Consider the following 17559-nt stretch of genomic DNA (forward strand, 5'->3'; position numbering starts at 1 on the left):
TCAAAAATGCAGAAAAGTCATATCTCTTAAGTTATGTTTTATCAAATATTTCTCAAATTTATTAATTGTATCTTTCAATAGTGAAAAAAAACATTAAAATTAGTAACTGAATATATGTGTAATTTTGAAGGTTTTGATAAGATGTCTGAAGATTTGATGATTTTTAGTGGTAATGCTTCTAAAAAGCTGGCTTGTGAAGTAGCTAAAGAGTTAGGTGCAACGTTAGGTAATGCTACTGTTGATAGATTTAAAGATGGTGAAATACAAGTGGTGCTAAATGAAAATGTCCGTGGTAAAGATGTTTTTGTAATTCAATCAACTTGTCCACCATCAGATAATTTAATGGAGCTAATTCTTCTAATTGATGCACTTAAAAGATCATCTGCTGAAAGAGTTACTGCTGTATTACCATATTTCGGTTATGCAAGACAAGATAGAAGATCAAAATCTGCTAGGGTTCCTATCTCTGCTAAAGTCGTTGCAAATCTGCTTCAAGCTGTTGGTTTAGATAGAATCTTATCTGTTGATATTCATGCAGAACAAATTCAAGGTTTCTTTGATATTCCATTTGATAATGCATTTGCAACAAAGATATTTTTAGAGCACGTGCGTAATAATCCTGCTAAATATGATAATATTAAAATCGTTTCTCCTGATATGGGAGGAGTTGTTAGAGCAAGATCTGTTGCTAAAAATTTAGGCGTTGAAATAGCTGTTGTTGATAAAAGAAGACCTAAACCAAATGTTGCTGAAGTTATGAACATAATAGGTGAAGTTGAAGGCAAACACTGTATTCTTGTGGATGATATCATGGATACTGGTGGAACTATGTGTCAAGCAGCTAAAGCTTTAATTGAGAAAGGGGGAGCAGCAAAAGTTTCAGCTTTTTGTGTACATCCTCTGCTTTCTGGAGATGCTATTAGTAATATACAAAGCTCAGCTATTGAAGAGCTTATTGTTACGGATTCTATTCCTCTTAAACCTCATGCTGAGGCTTGTAGTAAAATCAAAGTTATATCATTAGCACCACTATTAGCTCAAATCGTGGAGAAGACAAATGGTGAAGAGTCTGTAAGTGATATATTTAGAACGGATGGTCTAGTTGATTAATCACTTGAATTAATAACCGTAATCTACTACAATAGCACAGTTAATCTAGGGTCGCATAGGTTAACAAGATTATTTATTAAAGAAATAAAAAATATAAAAGGAATCTAACAATGGCAAATTTCGTATTAAAAGCAGAAAAAAGAGATGACTTAGGTACTGGTGCGAGCCGCCGTCTAAGAAGAGCTGGTAAAATCCCAGCTGTTGTATATGGTGGTGACAAAGAAGCTGTATCTATACTTATAGATCATGATAAAGTATTACACTCTACTGAAGATAAAGCATTTTTCTCAAGTGAAATAACTTTAGATATTAATGGACAAGAAGAAAAAGTTATAATCAAAGCTTTACAAAGACATCCATATAAAGTTAAGTTAGTTCATGCTGACTTTATGAGAGTATAAGTTTTATTTATCTATTTATCTATTTATCTATTTATCTTTAATCTTCTTTTTTGAAAAAATCTTGTGTTAGAATAGTTACTTATTAGTTTTATAATTGAAGATATGAGTACTTATTCTGTAGTTATTATATTATTTATTCTTATTTGTACATCAGCATTTTTCTCAAGCTCTGAGACTGCAATGATGGCTTTGAATAAATATAAATTAAAGCATTTAGCAAAAAAAAATCATCGAGCTGCAAAAAGAAGTTTATCTCTAGTTCGCAATCCTGAAAAGCTTTTAGTAGCTATTTTAATTGGTAATACCTTTGCTAATATCTTTGCAGGTACAGTTATTTCATCATATTCTGAAGACCATTTTGGTGACTTTGGTTTATTAATATCAACAATCGTTGTAACAATATTGGTATTGGTGTTTGGTGAGATAATCCCAAAATCATTTGCGGCTATATATCCTCAGAGATTAGCATTTCCTTTTTCTCTACCTCTTAAGTTTATTATGTTGGTTTTGTATCCAGTTGTAATCTTTTTAAGTACAGTCTCAAGACTAACTTTAAAAATTTTTGGAGTTAAAATGGAGCCTGTAAATAATGAATCTCTAGATAAAGAAGAAATTCACACGGTTGTGCATGAGTCAAATGCAAAACTAGGTGCCAAAAATAAAAATATGCTTTTAGGTGTTTTGGAGCTAGATAAAATATTAGTTCAAGAAGTAATGACTCATTTTAATAAAATAGAATATATTGATTTGAATAATTCGATGGATAAGATTTTAACTAGAATTTCAAAAGTTAAATCATTAAATATAATTCTTTGTGAAAATGGTGTTAATAATATAATAGGTATTATTAAGCTTAAAGATATAATTAATCTATTAATTTCTTCAAAGAAATTAAATGTTACTAGAGCTAATTTGCGTAAGATTGCACATCAGCCTTATTTTATTCCTGAAACTGTTTCTTTACAGGCTCAGCTAATAAATTTTCAGAAAAAAAGTAAACGTTTTGCGGTAGTTGTTGATGAGTACGGTGATGTTACAGGAGTAGTAACTATTGAAGATATTATGGAAGAAATTGTTGGAGAATTTTCTGATAGATTTGATGTAAATAATAATATCCGTAAAGTTGATGAGAATAGTTATTTAATTGGTGGTAGTGCAACTCTCAGGGAAATAAACCGTCATATAGGTATTGAGTTTGAAAGTGAAGATGCTAAGACACTCTCTGGTCTTATAATTGAAGAAATTGAAAATTTACCATCTGGCGCATGTTGTATTAAATATAATAATACTTTATTAGAAATTACGGATATTGTAGATAATAAAATTGTTTCAATAAAGCTTAATATCCTATAATAAAAGCATTTACATTTTTTAACAATTATTAAATATTTTAGATATAAATATACTTTATTCTTCAAATTATTTTTATAAAAGAGTAATTTATATGAAATTTGCTAGAGCGGTATATATATCTTTTATGGGCGATTGTAGTTTTGGAACCATTAAATCGTTTTTTTATCAAGCAGATAAATCCTTAAATCGTAGTTATAAAATCAAAATTAACTCTAAGAAATTACCTTATGAAACAATTCCATTTGTTAGAATTAATTTTCCATTTGAAGGAAAAGATGTTAGATATAAAGATAAAAAATTAAATATTAATGATAATAATAAAACTAATTATCAAGTCGCAATAGAAATGATACAAGAAGTATTTTCAAAACTAGAACCAGGATCTATTATATATATTGAAGCTCATGGTAAAAAAAATGATAATTGCATTATTCAAAACATAAAAATGCCTGGAGATAATCAATTATTAAGTTTTGAAATTTATTATGAGGATTTAGCAGAAATTTTTGCAAAGCATATTCCTGAAAGAGCTAAAAAAAATTTACAGATAAAATTAATTGTCTGTAATGCTCAAAACTTTGCAGAAAATTTGATGGAAGAACTTGATCAAAAGTCTTTTACCAAAAGTGCAGTTATAGCATATAACGATACTGTAGTAATTAGCTTTGGAGATCAAATAAATAAAAATACATTTAAAATTAGTGATTTTTCAAGTAAATCAAGAGTAGATAATAAGTTTTTATTTACGGGACGTTTTAATCATGGCAAGGAATATAGTGACAATAAAATAGTTTACCATAACTATAATGGTTATATTTATGGTGAAAATTATCGTAATTTTTCTAAAAACTATCTTCGAAATAGCATAGATATTATTTCATCTGATTATAAGGAAATTATTGGTTTGAGAAATATGATTCTTGAATCAATTACTCAGTATTTAGAGAACTATGATAAAAAGAATTTATATTATGGAATCATACATGTACATGGAAATAGCGGCTATAATAGGATTATGGAGTTTTATACAGAAATTGATTCAGTATCTATCGAGTTGGTTAATGGACCTACTGAAGAAGTTATTAAAAAAATTATCAATGAAATTAAATTATTTGCTAATAAAGAGGGTAATTATAAAAAATATAGTGGAAGAATTAATGTCGAAGATAATTCTGGGATAACTTTTATAATGAAAGGACTTAGAAATTTTTATCAATTAAATCGAAATATCCAGTCTCAAATATTAATAAATTTCTTTCATAATGTCTTTGTGTTAAGTACTAGTGCCTTATTTCAAGACATAGATAAAAAAGCTATCCGTCAATGTTGCTTAGATAAACTAAAGAAATATGAGTTTCCTAATGTTTAAATAAATCAAAGCTTATTTTATAACTTCATATTATTTGAGATGATTAATATATTGCTTTGTAGTATTTAAATAAAGCTTAATATTTTATAAAGCTAGGCTGAGCCCATCCTATTCCAATTAATATTTTGCATAAATGGGCTTGGTTGAGTATAACCAGTTTCCTCATAATACTGACCTTGGTAAGTATAAGGACTAGTTTCCATCTGTTCTACACTCTGATTGAAATAACGATGGATCAAATCATCCTTACTATAGTCAGAATAATCAGGATTGTAGTATGTACCATTTAGTTGATAACTTGGAAGGCTAAAGGTTGCATTACAACCAGTAATTATAATAATTGATAGGCTAATGACAATAGTATAAGAATTTGCTATTTTTTTTATCATATTGAGTAAAGTTATAAATATTGTAGTTTAGACATTAAATCTAAAGTTTACAACATCGCCGTCTTTCATTATATATTCTTTTCCTTCTAAGCGAGCCTTACCAGCTTCTTTAGCGCCTTTTTCACCTTTATATTGAATATAGTCATTATATGAGATAACTTCAGCACGTATAAAGCCTCTTTCAAAATCTGTATGAATAACACCTGCTGCTTGAGGAGCCGTAGCTCCAACTGGTATAGTCCAGGCTCTGACTTCTTTTACGCCAGCTGTAAGATATGTATGTAGATTTAAAAGAGCATAACCAGCTTTGATAACACGATCAAGACCTGTTTCACTAAGTCCCATATCCGCTAAGAACTCAAGTTTTTCTTCTGGTTCCAGTTGAGAGATCTCTTGTTCCATAGCTGCACAAACTGGTACAACATTTGAGTTTTCAGCTTTAGCATATTCGATAACTTTATCTAGAAGAGGGTTGTTTTCAAAACCATCATCATTAACATTTGCAATATATAATACTGGTTTGCTAGTTAGTAAAGGAGTTTGCTTAAGCCACTTAGCTTCATCTTCTGTAAGCTCAAATGTTCTAGCTGGCTTTTCAGATTCAAGATGCTCTTTTAATTTTGTGTAAAAATCTGCTTTTGCAAGAGCTTCTTTATCACCAGATTTTTTCATTTTTGAGAATCTCTGGATAGCTTTATCACAAGACTCAATATCTGCCAATATTAGTTCCATATTAATAGTATTGATATCATCAATAGGATCAACTTTTCCACTTACATGAATAATATTATCATCTTCAAAACATCTTATTACATGTGCTATGGCATCAGTCTCGCGAATGTTTGCTAAAAACTTATTACCTAAACCTTCTCCTTTACTTGCTCCAGCAACAAGTCCTGCAATATCTACAAATTCCATTGTGGTAGGTAAGATTCTTTCTGGATTAACAATTTTTGCTAATTCATTAAGTCTTTGATCAGGTACAGAAACAATACCAACATTTGGATCAATTGTACAAAAAGGGTAGTTAGCTGCTTCAATACCAGCTTCAGTTAAAGCATTAAAAAGAGTAGATTTACCAACATTTGGTAGACCAACAATACCACATTTAAATCCCATATTTTAATTCCTTATATTTCTATATTTTAGAGAAGTAATATTTATTTAGTATGAAGTCTCTGCATAGCAGGCTCAAGTTTGTAGTTTATTATATCATCTAAAACACACATAGCATTATTAATAGATTCATCTATCAAGTTTTTCTGTTGGATAGAAGGGTTTGATAAAACATAATTTGAAACTTTTGATTTATGACCAGGATGGCCAATACCAATCCTTAGGCGTAAATATTCATTAGTTCCTAAATGTTGATGGATACTTCTAAGCCCATTATGGCCTCCATGGCCACCACCTTTTTTAAGACGAATCTGGCCACAATCTATATCTAATTCATCATGAGCAACAAGAATTTCCTCAGGTTCAATTTTATAGAAGTTAGCTACTTTACTAACAGCTAGGCCACTATTGTTCATATATGTTGTTGGAAATACTAATATAACATTATTATACGCTAGGCTAACTTTAGCTATATTTGAATTTAATTTTGAATTTGAACTAAAACTTTCACTTTGTTCTTTAGCTATCTCTGAGATAAACCATTCACCAACATTATGACGAGTATTCTCATATTCTTTACCTATATTTCCTAGGCCAACAATCATTTTTATTTTAGGCATTTTATTTATTCTTTTTGGTATTAAAATTATTAAATAATATCTTAGCTACTTCTTGTATGACCTTATCGTTAGGTTTTGCATCTTTATTTGGTTGAGTATATAAGATAGACATTACTATTGGATCAGAATCATTAGGCCAAACAATAGCTACATCATTTGTTGAGCCATAATCACAAGTTCCGGTCTTATCACCAATTTTCCAATTTTTTGGAATTTCTGCAGCTATGCGATTACTACCAGTATTATTCTCTTTTAACCACTTTTTAAACAGGCTTTGATGTTTTTTATCAAGAATATCGTCACTAAAGGCAATTTTATTTAAATCTCTAGTTATTATTTTTGGAGTAGTTTTATTTAGATTATTAGTTAAGCTAACATTATTTACTTTAGGCTCTATAGCAGTGATTTTTGTAGCATGGTCTTTTAAAGATAGAATAAATGCATCTAGTTTTTTTAATCCTCCTAGCTTATATATTAGAAGGTTTGTTGCAGTATTGTCACTTAGAATAGATGCTTTACAAAGTTGTTTAACTGAAATTTCTTTTCCAATATATTTTTCTGTAATAGGAGAGTATCCAACTATTTGATTTTTTGAAACTCTAACTTTTTCATTCAGTAAGTTTTTATCTAACATACTTTCTTTAAGAATAGCACCAACGACAAGAAACTTATAAATACTGCATATAGGGAAGTAAAAAGTTTCATTATGTGAAAAGTTACTAAAATTATTACGATTTATAGTATAAACACCAACCTTACCACCGTAGTGTTTTTCTATTTCATGTATATCATTAGATATATGAACATTTTCATTATTCGTGGCAAAAGATAAATTTATAATAAAAAGAGATAGTAAAGTAAAAATTATTTTTTTCATTTTAATAAATTAGAATTGGTTTGATGTTAGAAGTAAAAATTCATTAATTTTTTGGATATTATCATTTTCAGCAATTTTTGCATCAGTTAACGGTAGCTTATTTCCACCTGATATCTTTAAAGCTCCTTGAGGAGTTTTATATAATATCGTAGGGAATCCTTGGATATACTTAGATAGCTTCATATTATTTTCAGCTTTCTCATTTGCTTGAGTTTTATTTTTATCATAAGTTTTTGTTTCATGATATTTAATTAGAGCTTCTAAAGGATCTTGAGAGTTGAATAAGCTTCTTACTATTTCTGGACTATTATGTAATGCTCCTAAAGGAATCCAACGCACAGCTAGTTGGCCTGATTTTATTGCAGGTTGTGTTGCTTCAAAAAGGCGATTACAGTAGCTGCAACTTGGATCAATTACAGCATAAAATTTATGTGGAGCATCATTGCTACCTTGTTGAATATATGAAGCATATTTTTTTATATTTAAATATAATTCATTTGCTTTAGGATTTGATGTGAAATAATTTGTATATATCTGATTTAGACTCGTGAGTTTATTTGCACTTCTATCCCAAGCTAAAAGTTGACCATTTACAATTACGCTACCGTCTTCAGTTGTGAATGTGACAGTACGTTTGTTAGGGTCTTTTTTATCTTGAAGAATATAAGCCTCAAGGTGAAGTCCTGTATCAAATGTTTTGATAACTTTATATTGTGGGAATGCTTGCTCAACAATATATAGACCTTGCTTATTTTCTGATAATGATTTGTTAAGGCTAGTAGTACTAAATATGTATAATATCAATACAGCTATAATAATAACTAATATTAAAATAGTAAAATTTTTCTTTTGCATTTTAGAGATTTTATTGAATACCAATTAACATAATATGATTATACCATACATAAATATTATCTTTAGTCAGCAGATAAAAAAATACAGCTAAAATTATTGCAGGTCCAAAAGGTATTATGTTTGTTCTACGTCCTATAATATTTATCATAATTGCAATAATTATGCCAAATATACAACTAGCAAATATAGTATATAAAAGCATAGGGTAGCCAAACCAGGCTCCTATTGCAGCTAAAAGCTTAAAATCACCGTAACCAAAACCTTCTTTGCCAGTAAAAATTTTATATATCCAAAAAACAACCCATAATGAGAGATAGCCTATAATTGCTCCCCAGACTGATAACTCTAAAGTTGTAAAGACATTATAGTAATTAAGTATGATTCCTATCCATAAAAGAGTTAGGGTAAAAGAATCAGGAAGTATCTTATGTTTTGCATCTATAAAAAATAATGGGATAAAGAAAACACTCAAAACAACAAGAGCAAGGCTTTGTATTGTAAATCCAAAATAATAAAATATACCAACAAAAGTAATCGCAGTAATAAACTCAATTAAAGGATACTCAAAAGATATTTTTTTATGACAGAAATAACATTTTCCTCTTAAAATAAACCATCCTAATATTGGAATATTATGACGATATTTTAATTTATTATTACATTTAGGGCATTTCGATGAGGTTAATAGGTTAAAATTTTCAGAAGAAGATTCCTCTGGTAGATCTAGTATTTCTCGAGCAATAGCTTTTTCTTCAGAAAAAAGCTTGTTTGGAACTCTATAAATAACGACATTTAAAAAGCTTCCAATAGCAGCACCAAATAGAAAAATAAAAAGAAATATTATATAAATGTCGTAGTGCATAAGTTTTATTTTTCTTTTTTATTCTCTTTCTTGATAATTAAGCCATTTTTAGTTCTTAGCTTATTAACACCATCAATGGCTGCGATACGATAAGCCTCAGCCATAGTAGGGTAGTTAAAAGTAGTATTTAAGAAATATTTTATAGAGTTATGTTTTCCAGGCATTGACTTAATAGCTTGTCCAATATGAATAATCTCAGATACCCTATGTCCAAATGAATGGATTCCAAGAATTTCAAAAGTTTCTTGGTGGAAAAGTATCTTCAACATCCCCGTTACGCTATCTGATATTTGCGCACGAGCTAAATCTTTAAAATATGCGCGTCCAACTTCATATGGAATATTTTCACTAGTTAGTTGTTCTTCTGTTTTACCAATACAGCTAATTTCAGGACGAGTGTATATCCCTGTTGGAATATCTTCAACTAATTTATCGTTACATGAACCATCTATAATATGTGTCGCAGCAAATCTTCCTTGGTTAAAGGCTGATGATGCTAAAGATGGAAAACCAATAACATCGCCAACAGCGTATATATTGCTTTGAGTAGTTTGATAGTTGTCATTTACTTGAACAAGACCTCTTTGAGGATTATATTCAACACCGATCTTATCTAGGTTTAATCCTTCTGTGTTGCCAGCTCTACCTAAAGCAAATAAAACATAGTCAGATTCTATAATTCTTCCAGAGTTAAGAGTGGTAATAACCTTATCGCCTTTTGCTTTAATACTTTTGTATGTTTCATTATGGATTAGGTGTATTTTTTGGTTCACTGTAAAGTGATTAGTAAGAGTCTCAATAATCTCATTATCCAAGAAAGACATTAATTTATCTCTAGTATTTATAAGATTTATTTGGATATTAAGTGTTCCTAAAATAGAGGCATACTCGCAACCAATTACCCCAGCGCCATAGATTGTAATAGATTTGAGCTGTTGGTCTTTTAGTTCTAATAGTTTATCACTATCTAAAATTCGAGGATGTGAGAAGTCAATATCATTTGGATGATAAGGACGTGATCCTGTAGCTAATATAAATTTCTTAGCAGTAATAATTTCAGTAGAGCCATTTTTACGCGAAATTTTTATCTTATGTTTATCAAGAAAGCTTGCAAAACCATAAAATACATCTATTTCATTTTCGGCATAGCGGTTTCTTTTAATTTCTCTTTGCTTTAGAACAATCTCGAATGATGTATCAAGCATTTCAGGGAAATCATAATGTTTATGGTTATGCCAAATTTCACGTGAAAGTTGCCTTAGAGCTTTACTTGGTATTGTGCCCCAGTTATTACAACCTCCACCAATAGCATCATCTTCGATAATAGCTACTTTTTGACCATTTCTTGTTGCTTTCATAGCAGCACCTTCACCACCAGGTCCACTACCTATAATAATAATATCGTAATTGTATTCCATGGTTTAACTCCAATACCAAGTTTTCATATAGAATTTATAAACAAGATAATAACATAGTATAAACTTATATTAAGTATAATTTGATGAAATTATTTATATTTTATAAGCATTTCGGCAATTTTTTTAGTAGGTGATACTATTTGATCAACTCCTATGTTATTAGCTATACTAATACTTTCATTTTTATCTAATTTAATAGATATTTTTGGTTGAGAATCTTTGTGAAGTTCTTTTAATACTTCTTTTATTGCAAGTAAAGTTAAAATATTATCAGAATCTTTCTCATTTAATATAAAAACACTTTTTGCATTAGCTATATTAGCTTTTTTTAGAGCATCATAATCGTATGATTCAGCATCTATAAAGTGTTTTTTCTGTTCCATATCAATATTTACAAATTTTTGTAGATAATTCTTTTCAATAACTACAAGATTATCAATATGAGATTCTAGATAGTCTTTTATTAAGCATTTAGTAATTTCTGTATAGCCACAAATTACAATATGATCTTTCATTAAAAGGGCTCCATCTTTTTGTTTAAATTTTTCAGTAATTTTTCCAAGAATACTACCAGCAGATACTGTTATAATTGTTGCAAATAATCCTATTCCCATAATCATAATAGATACGGTAAAAAGCTTGGCTTCTTCAGTTATAGGGTGTATATCACCATATCCAACGGTGCTAAATGTAACTATAGTAAAATAGACAGCATCAGAAATGGTTTTTATACCATCAAATTGATCTTTTAAATAATACAGTCCTATAACACTATAGCCGATAGCTAAGAAAAATGTAATTGCTAAAACAAATTGGTAAAAAGTAAATTTTCTTGAGTTTTTTTTGTTAAAAGTTTTTCTAAAAATTATTAATAAAATAATTTCTATTATATGAGTAAAAAAAGCGACATTATATGAAATATGTCTATCTTGGACATAGTCTCCAATAATAGATAAACATATAAATATTACAGCTAAAAACCAAAATGATCTTTTTCTAAGATAGATACCTCTAGCAATTATAATCATAAAATATCCAAGAATAAGAGGTAAAAATACTCCTAAGCCAGTATTATATTTCATGCCTATATCATATAAATCTGATGGGATATTTGTATCTAGATTTATTGAGAAAATTTTATTAATGATCGGTATGGCAACAGCTAGTATAGTAATAAAGCCATTTAATGTTAAAGTTATAGAAATAAAGAGAGGTATATATTTTGAGTATTTTTCTCGAAAAGTCATTAACAAAATATTAACTCAATATAATGTGTTTAATAAATTATAGAATATAGTTTGGATAAAATATAGATAATATACTCAGATATGAGCAAGTTTTCTAATACGAGGGATTATTAGATACATAAAGAATGCAGATATAGCAGCAACTAAAGTTAAGACAGAAAATAAGATTAAGTAACTAGAGTTTGTTTCAGTAGGGGCTGCATGTATATCTGGAGAAGCAACTAACATTGATAATAAACTTGCAATAACTCCAGATGTGCCTCCTGTAACAACCATCCATGATCCCATCATTAAACCTTGAAGTTTTGGGCTAGCAAGCTTACCAACCATAGCATAACCTGTAGGTCCAATAAGCAGTTCACCTATAGATTGGAAAACATAACTAAGTATTAACCATATCGCTGCAGTATAGCCAGCAGTACTTGCACAAAGTATGCCTATAATAAGCATTAGGAAACCTATAGCCATAAAGATAATACTAAAACAAAACTGCATTGGGAAAGAGAAAATAAAGCGCTTACGAACTATTATTAATATACTTGGAAGCATCATACCACCAATAGCTATAACAATAGTATTTACGTTTTGAAACCATTGAGTTGGCATTAAAAAGCCTAAAAAGTGTCTATTTACATTTGCTTCAGTAAAGACCGTTAATGCCATAGGGGCAAGTGAATAAGCAGACCAAAAAACAAGACCAAAACATGCTAGTATAAAATAAGCATAAACTTTTTCTTTTTGTTCTTTTTCCCGTTGAGCGTTTGCTATAGGAATAAACATAGCTAGTAGCAATATACCAATACCAAGAACAATATAGTTTGTATTTAATGGATACTGTAATGCTAAAAATAATAAGGCAATTACTAAAAGTATAATGATAATAGCAAAGGAGTTATTTTTTAGTAAGATATGTGTCCCAATTTTTTCAACATTTTTAACTAGAGGTGTTGTTCTATCTGCAACCGTATTCCAACTTGTTGCTAAAAGTATAAAGGCAATAACGTTTGTAATAGCAGTTAGAAGAAATAGAATATTATAGCTATTATCTTGCTGGAATATGCCAGCAACTGTAAAGCCAATAAAGAAGCCAACATTCATTCCAGCATAATTCCAGTAGAAAGCGCTTTCTCTACTGTTATCATCATTTTCAAATTGCTGTGTTAGCATCATATTTATACAAGGGACATTCATACCACTTCCTGATAAGAATAATGCTAAAGCAATATATAGATTTTCTGTAGATGGAAAAGATAGGAATAAACAGGCAATTGTTTGTAGTACCATGCCTATTAAGAAAAGAGATCTATAACTAATTAATCGACCACCTACATAACCACCTAGAAGGTGAAGACCATAATTAAATGCAACAAAAACTCCCATAATAGCACTTGCTTTAGTAACTGTGAATCCAAGCCCTTGGGTCATAAATAAAACTAAGGTTGAATAAAGAACAGCATAACTTATCGTTGAAACAAGTTGAGTTATTAACAAAAGCCTTGAGGCATTTTTAAATAATGAAAAATTTATTGACATTTTAAGTGATTGTAATTAAAACAAGAGATAATTATACGACAAAAAATAAGTATTTGCCATATGGAGTTTGGCACTATAGAATGTATTGGCTTAGATCTTTATTTTTAACTAGAGTTCCTAGTTTTTCGTTAACATATTCAGTAGTTATGTTAATAGTCTTATTATCAAGCTCAGGAGCATCGAAAGATATTTCTTCTAAAAGTCTTTCCATAACTGTGTGTAGTCTTCTAGCTCCGATATTTTCAACTTCTTCATTAACTTGGTAAGATATCTCAGCAATTTTTTTGATAGCATCTTCATCGAAGCTCAACTCAACACCTTCTGTTTTCATAAGAGCTATATATTGCTTAAGGATAGAGCAATCAGGTTCTTTTAAGATTCTAACAAAGTCTTCTATTTCTAAAGATCTTAATTCAACTCTGATTGGTAATCTTCCCTGTAGCTCTGGAATAAGGTCTGATGGTTTTGCAACATGGAATGCTCCAGATGCTATAAATAAAATATGATCTGTTTTAATCATGCCATATTTTGTTGATACAGTAGATCCTTCTACTAAAGGTAGTAAGTCACGTTGAACACCTTCACGAGACACATCAGCACCAGAGTTACTAGATTTTTTACAAACTTTATCAATTTCATCTAAGAATACTATACCATTTTGCTCAACTGATTCTAAAGCGCGAGCTTTTATATCTTCTTCATTAATCAGTTTTGCAGCTTCTTCATCTTGGACAAGTTTAATAGCATCTTTGATTTTCATTTTCTTATTTTTCTTCTTATCACTGCTTAAGCTAGAAAATAAATCTTGAAGCTGGCTTGTCATATCTTCCATTCCTGGAGGTCCCATTACTCCGATGCTTTTAGGAGCAGCAGCTACTTCAATTTCAATTTCTTTATCATCAAGTTCGCCATTTTTTATTTTATTTCTAAAAATCTCACGAGTTTTATTCTCTTTTTCTTTTTTAGAAGCTGCTTCTTCAACTGGTTCATTAGCAAAGCCAACTTTTGATTCTGCTGCTCTTGCAGGTGGAATTAAAACATCTAATATTCTATCTTCAGCGAGTTTAGCTGCTTTTTCAGTAACTTGCTTTTTGGCATCTTCACGTTTCATTTTTACAGCCATTTCAACTAAGTCACGGATTATAGATTCAACATCTTTACCAACATAACCAACTTCTGTGAATTTTGTAGCTTCTACTTTTATAAAAGGAGCATCAGCTAGTTTAGCAAGTCTACGAGCTATCTCTGTTTTACCAACACCAGTTGGTCCAATCATTAAAATATTTTTAGGAGTTACTTCTTGACGCATTTCACTATCAAGTTGCATCCTACGCCATCTATTACGTAATGCAATAGCAACAGCTTTTTTTGCATCATTTTGACCAATAATATGTCTTTCTAATTCATGTACGATTGTTTTTGGAGTCATTATTTCTGCCATGGTATAACTATCCTTTTTTGTTTTCTAAACTTTCTATAGTGAAATTATGGTTTGTATAAATACAAGTATCTGCTGCAATGGTAAGACTTTTTCTAACAATCTCTTCTGCTGAAAAATCTGTATTTTCAACAAGAGCAGTAGCTGCAGAGCGAGCATAAGTAGAGCCTGAACCGATAGATATGATATCATTTTTATCTGCTGCCATTACATCGCCAACACCAGATATTAAAAGTGATAATTTTTCATCTGCAACAATAATCATAGCTTCTAGTTTACTTAACATTCTATCTAAGCGCCATTCCCTAACCATTTCGACAGCTGCTCGCTCAAGGTTTCCTTGATAGAATTCTAGTTTTTGTTCAAATTTTTCAAATAGTGTAAATGCATCTGCAGTAGATCCTGCAAAGCCTGTAAGTACTTTACCACCATTTAATTTTCTAACTTTTACAATATTATCTTTTGCTACAGTATGACCTAAAGTTGCTTGACCATCGCCACCGATTACTACTTTATTTCCTCTTCTAACACAAAGAATAGTAGTTCCCTTCATTGTTTCCATATTTATTATTCCTTTATTCGGCGTTGTTAAAATAACTTATTTAATATAAGGTGGTATTGATGTGAGATTTTACAAGTTTTTTTATTAAACTTTTTTAAGTTTATTATTTATCTTTGTTCTAAGATCACAAAATATTTAAAATTATGTTATATTTTAGCTTGTTTTATTTATTAATAGAGTATTTTTGATATGAGTAATTTAAATTTTAAAGAAACAATTTCACTTGCAACAACTATATATAAAAGAGGGTTTAAGATTACTTTTCTTTTAGCATTTATGCTTTCATTTATATCTGAATTTTGTTTTGTATATCTTATGCAGCATGGGATGGCTGAGTTTGTTGAGAGTGGGGGTGAGAGTCTACCAGATAATTTCCCTGGAGGAAATATTTTGGCATTAATGGTTTTAATAATAATGATCGCAACGATATTCGTTTATGCGATGATAATCATACTTCAAGGAATTATGGTTAAGCATGAAATGAAAATATCTGAAGCTATGAGAGTGGCGTTACAAATATTTTCAAAAAGAGTATTTCCTTTTATAGGAGTTTTTATACTTTCTATGATTGCAATGACAATATTGACAATGTTTCTACAATATATTGGCATATTTATAACGATATTATTATTTTTGACAGTAATGCCTGCTGTGCTTTTAGATCAGAAAAGTGTTTTTGAATCAATATCTAATAATTTTTGGATAGTGAAAAATAATTTTTTCTATATGTTTAGAGTAACAATAACAATCTTAGCTCTTATGATTATAAAGCCATTACTTACTTTTGGTTTAATTTATATCTTAAAAAATATGAATATAGAAATGAATTCATTAGAAATGAGTATGCAGAATATTGTTGTGACAGTTATAAATGCTTTAATATTACCATTTATATTTGCTATTAGTGTAGTGGCTTTTTTTTCTACTAGTAAGAATAAATAAAGCAATAAATTTAATTATTAATCACTCTAAAATCTTATTTTTAAAAAAATACTAGTAATAATTAAGGTGCTTATCTTTTAGTCTTGGTTAATCTATTGATAATTAGTATCTGTTGTTTTAGCGTGAAAGTACACGAGAGCATTAAAATAGAAACTAAATAAAAATTACTAGATATTAAAGAGGTTTTTTTCAAAGTTTATAAAGAACCCAAATAGCTGAAGGTGATTAACACATCAAGAAGCAAAAAATGCTTATGGTGCTGGAGCATATGTTTTAGTAATTGGTTTAGCTATAACAAGACCTCAGCTAATAACTAGAGGTTTTGTAAATGCAACTAAAAAATAAGATTAGATTTGTTTATCAACGTCTGATTTATCGTTTACTACAGATAACGGTGTTTCATGGATATTTAAATAACCATGAATATTTGTTTGTATCTTAGGAGAAGCATATATTTTTTTACTATGTAATAGTTTAGATTTTACTATTGCTTCTGCAAAATTAATAGCTAACGGCATTTGTTCTATAATTACAATATCTCCAACCCCATTTTTAAATAATAAGTCTTTTAACTTTTCAGAAAAGCCAAAGAAGTAGCTCCCACTAAATACAATTGTATCTATATTATATTTTTCAATAATGACAGTTGCAGCTTGATATGCTTTATCTAAGACGCTAGTATTTTTTTCACCATCTACCCAAAAAGGTAGTGATTTAATTGATTTGAACTCACCGCAATACTTATTCGCAAGACCATATTTATGAATTACTCTTTCAGTAGCATATCCTTGCCAATCATCAGCAGTAATTAGGCCAAATTTTCTACCCAACATACCAGCAACTCGAAATGCAACATCAGATAAGCCTATTACAGGAATCTTAACAAGCTCACGGCACGCTTCAATTCCAGTATCTCCTCCTGATTCAATGACTACGGCATCAATACCTTCTTTTTCAGCTTTTTGTGCTTCGAGAGCAACTCCTCCTATCGATAAGAACTGTTCTACGTCGCTATTAAAATATTCTGCGCCACACTGGTTATAGGAAATTGATAGTTCGATACTATCAGATTCTAAATGTATAATATCATCAATTGTCCTTGTTGGGTTTTGTTCGTTAACTGGAAATGCTGTTATTATACGAATTTTAGTTTTTTTCATAGAAAATCTCCCTAATGTATTTAATTTACATAGTTGTATTTTTTTGAATGTTTGTAAGAATAGTTAAAACTAGTCTAGTAGACTTGGTTTAGACTAAAAAATAATCTCACTATTCTTGGTTACGTAAATAATCATACTAAGGATATTCTTCGATAAAAATATACTATCTAGTTAACTTTTGTTAAATAAAATTAAACATTAGTGAGGTGTTTAAATAAAATAATTCATTGAAAAGACTGTTGAATTAATATCCCAAATTGTTAGATATATTTTGTAAAATACAGATGTTACAGATATTAGTATTTTA

At 29.6% G+C, this 17559-nt stretch carries 17 protein-coding genes and 1 pseudogene; 6 read left to right on the top strand and 12 right to left on the bottom strand.

Features of this window, described 5'->3' with window-relative positions:
* The first annotated feature begins 141 nt into the window (after positions 1–141).
* From R8535_RS03600 to R8535_RS03615, 4 genes are all read left to right on the top strand, one after another.
* On the top strand, positions 142–1110 hold the full coding sequence (locus R8535_RS03600) for a ribose-phosphate pyrophosphokinase (protein ID WP_329496683.1): 969 nt from the start codon (positions 142–144) through the stop codon (positions 1108–1110).
* 110 nt (positions 1111–1220) lie between these two features.
* Entirely contained in the window at positions 1221–1511 is a 291-nt protein-coding gene (rplY, locus tag R8535_RS03605) for a 50S ribosomal protein L25 (RefSeq protein WP_329496613.1), read from the top strand.
* 102 nt (positions 1512–1613) lie between these two features.
* Positions 1614–2864 carry an HlyC/CorC family transporter gene (locus R8535_RS03610; protein ID WP_329496611.1) on the top strand — a complete coding sequence of 417 codons (1251 nt, stop codon included), beginning with the start codon at positions 1614–1616 and terminating at the stop codon, positions 2862–2864.
* A 91-nt stretch (positions 2865–2955) separates the two neighbouring features.
* Positions 2956–4233, top strand: a complete 1278-nt coding sequence (locus tag R8535_RS03615; RefSeq protein ID WP_329496609.1) for a hypothetical protein — start codon at positions 2956–2958, stop codon at positions 4231–4233.
* 92 nt (positions 4234–4325) lie between these two features.
* On the opposite strand, the gene R8535_RS03620 is transcribed toward R8535_RS03615, so the two are convergent.
* The 11 genes from R8535_RS03620 to hslV form a co-directional block, all read right to left on the bottom strand.
* On the bottom strand, positions 4326–4622 hold the full coding sequence (locus R8535_RS03620) for a hypothetical protein (protein WP_442902159.1): 297 nt from the start codon (positions 4620–4622) through the stop codon (positions 4326–4328).
* A gap of 27 nt (positions 4623–4649) precedes the next feature.
* On the bottom strand, positions 4650–5741 hold the full coding sequence (ychF, locus tag R8535_RS03625; RefSeq protein WP_329496607.1) for a redox-regulated ATPase YchF: 1092 nt from the start codon (positions 5739–5741) through the stop codon (positions 4650–4652).
* A gap of 41 nt (positions 5742–5782) precedes the next feature.
* A complete protein-coding gene (pth, locus tag R8535_RS03630; protein ID WP_329496605.1) occupies positions 5783–6358 on the bottom strand; it encodes an aminoacyl-tRNA hydrolase in 576 nt (191 codons plus the stop codon).
* A 1-nt stretch (position 6359) separates the two neighbouring features.
* Positions 6360–7235, bottom strand: coding sequence for a class A beta-lactamase (gene bla, locus R8535_RS03635; RefSeq protein WP_329496603.1), 876 nt, complete (start codon positions 7233–7235; stop codon positions 6360–6362).
* A gap of 9 nt (positions 7236–7244) precedes the next feature.
* On the bottom strand, positions 7245–8090 hold the full coding sequence (locus R8535_RS03640; RefSeq protein ID WP_329496602.1) for a DsbC family protein: 846 nt from the start codon (positions 8088–8090) through the stop codon (positions 7245–7247).
* A gap of 10 nt (positions 8091–8100) precedes the next feature.
* On the bottom strand, positions 8101–8952 hold the full coding sequence (locus tag R8535_RS03645) for a prepilin peptidase (RefSeq protein ID WP_329496600.1): 852 nt from the start codon (positions 8950–8952) through the stop codon (positions 8101–8103).
* Positions 8953–8957: 5 nt separating this feature from the next.
* Positions 8958–10370 carry a Si-specific NAD(P)(+) transhydrogenase gene (sthA, locus tag R8535_RS03650; protein WP_329496598.1) on the bottom strand — a complete coding sequence of 471 codons (1413 nt, stop codon included), beginning with the start codon at positions 10368–10370 and terminating at the stop codon, positions 8958–8960.
* A gap of 89 nt (positions 10371–10459) precedes the next feature.
* Complete coding sequence (locus R8535_RS03655) at positions 10460–11617, bottom strand: ion channel (protein WP_329496596.1); 1158 nt, start codon at positions 11615–11617, stop codon at positions 10460–10462.
* Positions 11618–11692: 75 nt separating this feature from the next.
* Positions 11693–13150, bottom strand: a complete 1458-nt coding sequence (locus R8535_RS03660) for a peptide MFS transporter (RefSeq protein ID WP_329496594.1) — start codon at positions 13148–13150, stop codon at positions 11693–11695.
* A gap of 73 nt (positions 13151–13223) precedes the next feature.
* Positions 13224–14591: an ATP-dependent protease ATPase subunit HslU gene (hslU, locus tag R8535_RS03665; protein ID WP_329496592.1), complete on the bottom strand. Its 1368-nt coding sequence runs from the start codon at positions 14589–14591 to the stop codon at positions 13224–13226.
* Positions 14592–14598: 7 nt separating this feature from the next.
* A complete protein-coding gene (hslV, locus tag R8535_RS03670; protein ID WP_329496590.1) occupies positions 14599–15150 on the bottom strand; it encodes an ATP-dependent protease subunit HslV in 552 nt (183 codons plus the stop codon).
* 189 nt (positions 15151–15339) lie between these two features.
* Here hslV and R8535_RS03675 point away from each other — a divergent pair, with 189 nt between their 5' ends.
* Complete coding sequence (locus tag R8535_RS03675) at positions 15340–16092, top strand: hypothetical protein (protein WP_329496588.1); 753 nt, start codon at positions 15340–15342, stop codon at positions 16090–16092.
* A gap of 240 nt (positions 16093–16332) precedes the next feature.
* Positions 16333–16437 (top strand): annotated as a pseudogene (locus R8535_RS10855) (hypothetical protein); the annotation flags it as partial.
* Between the two features lie 2 nt (positions 16438–16439).
* Here the strand turns inward: R8535_RS10855 and R8535_RS03680 are convergent.
* Positions 16440–17252: an aspartate/glutamate racemase family protein gene (locus R8535_RS03680; RefSeq protein ID WP_329496586.1), complete on the bottom strand. Its 813-nt coding sequence runs from the start codon at positions 17250–17252 to the stop codon at positions 16440–16442.
* Between the last annotated feature and the right edge of the window lie 307 nt (positions 17253–17559).

Source organism: Francisella sp. 19S2-4 (assembly GCF_036281795.1).
In the GTDB taxonomy this organism is placed as follows: domain Bacteria; phylum Pseudomonadota; class Gammaproteobacteria; order Francisellales; family Francisellaceae; genus Francisella.

Coding starts and splice junctions, on each gene's coding strand:
- pth (WP_329496605.1), bottom strand. CDS start 6,358: ATGCCTAAAATAAAAATGATTGTTGGCCTAGGAAATATAGGTAAAGAA.
- R8535_RS03655 (WP_329496596.1), bottom strand. CDS start 11,617: ATGACTTTTCGAGAAAAATACTCAAAATATATACCTCTCTTTATTTCT.
- R8535_RS03600 (WP_329496683.1), top strand. CDS start 142: ATGTCTGAAGATTTGATGATTTTTAGTGGTAATGCTTCTAAAAAGCTG.
- R8535_RS03620 (WP_442902159.1), bottom strand. CDS start 4,622: ATGATAAAAAAAATAGCAAATTCTTATACTATTGTCATTAGCCTATCA.
- R8535_RS03610 (WP_329496611.1), top strand. CDS start 1,614: ATGAGTACTTATTCTGTAGTTATTATATTATTTATTCTTATTTGTACA.
- R8535_RS03640 (WP_329496602.1), bottom strand. CDS start 8,090: ATGCAAAAGAAAAATTTTACTATTTTAATATTAGTTATTATTATAGCT.
- R8535_RS03645 (WP_329496600.1), bottom strand. CDS start 8,952: ATGCACTACGACATTTATATAATATTTCTTTTTATTTTTCTATTTGGT.
- sthA (WP_329496598.1), bottom strand. CDS start 10,370: ATGGAATACAATTACGATATTATTATTATAGGTAGTGGACCTGGTGGT.
- R8535_RS03660 (WP_329496594.1), bottom strand. CDS start 13,150: ATGTCAATAAATTTTTCATTATTTAAAAATGCCTCAAGGCTTTTGTTA.
- hslU (WP_329496592.1), bottom strand. CDS start 14,591: ATGGCAGAAATAATGACTCCAAAAACAATCGTACATGAATTAGAAAGA.
- hslV (WP_329496590.1), bottom strand. CDS start 15,150: ATGGAAACAATGAAGGGAACTACTATTCTTTGTGTTAGAAGAGGAAAT.
- bla (WP_329496603.1), bottom strand. CDS start 7,235: ATGAAAAAAATAATTTTTACTTTACTATCTCTTTTTATTATAAATTTA.
- R8535_RS03675 (WP_329496588.1), top strand. CDS start 15,340: ATGAGTAATTTAAATTTTAAAGAAACAATTTCACTTGCAACAACTATA.
- rplY (WP_329496613.1), top strand. CDS start 1,221: ATGGCAAATTTCGTATTAAAAGCAGAAAAAAGAGATGACTTAGGTACT.
- R8535_RS03615 (WP_329496609.1), top strand. CDS start 2,956: ATGAAATTTGCTAGAGCGGTATATATATCTTTTATGGGCGATTGTAGT.
- ychF (WP_329496607.1), bottom strand. CDS start 5,741: ATGGGATTTAAATGTGGTATTGTTGGTCTACCAAATGTTGGTAAATCT.
- R8535_RS03680 (WP_329496586.1), bottom strand. CDS start 17,252: ATGAAAAAAACTAAAATTCGTATAATAACAGCATTTCCAGTTAACGAA.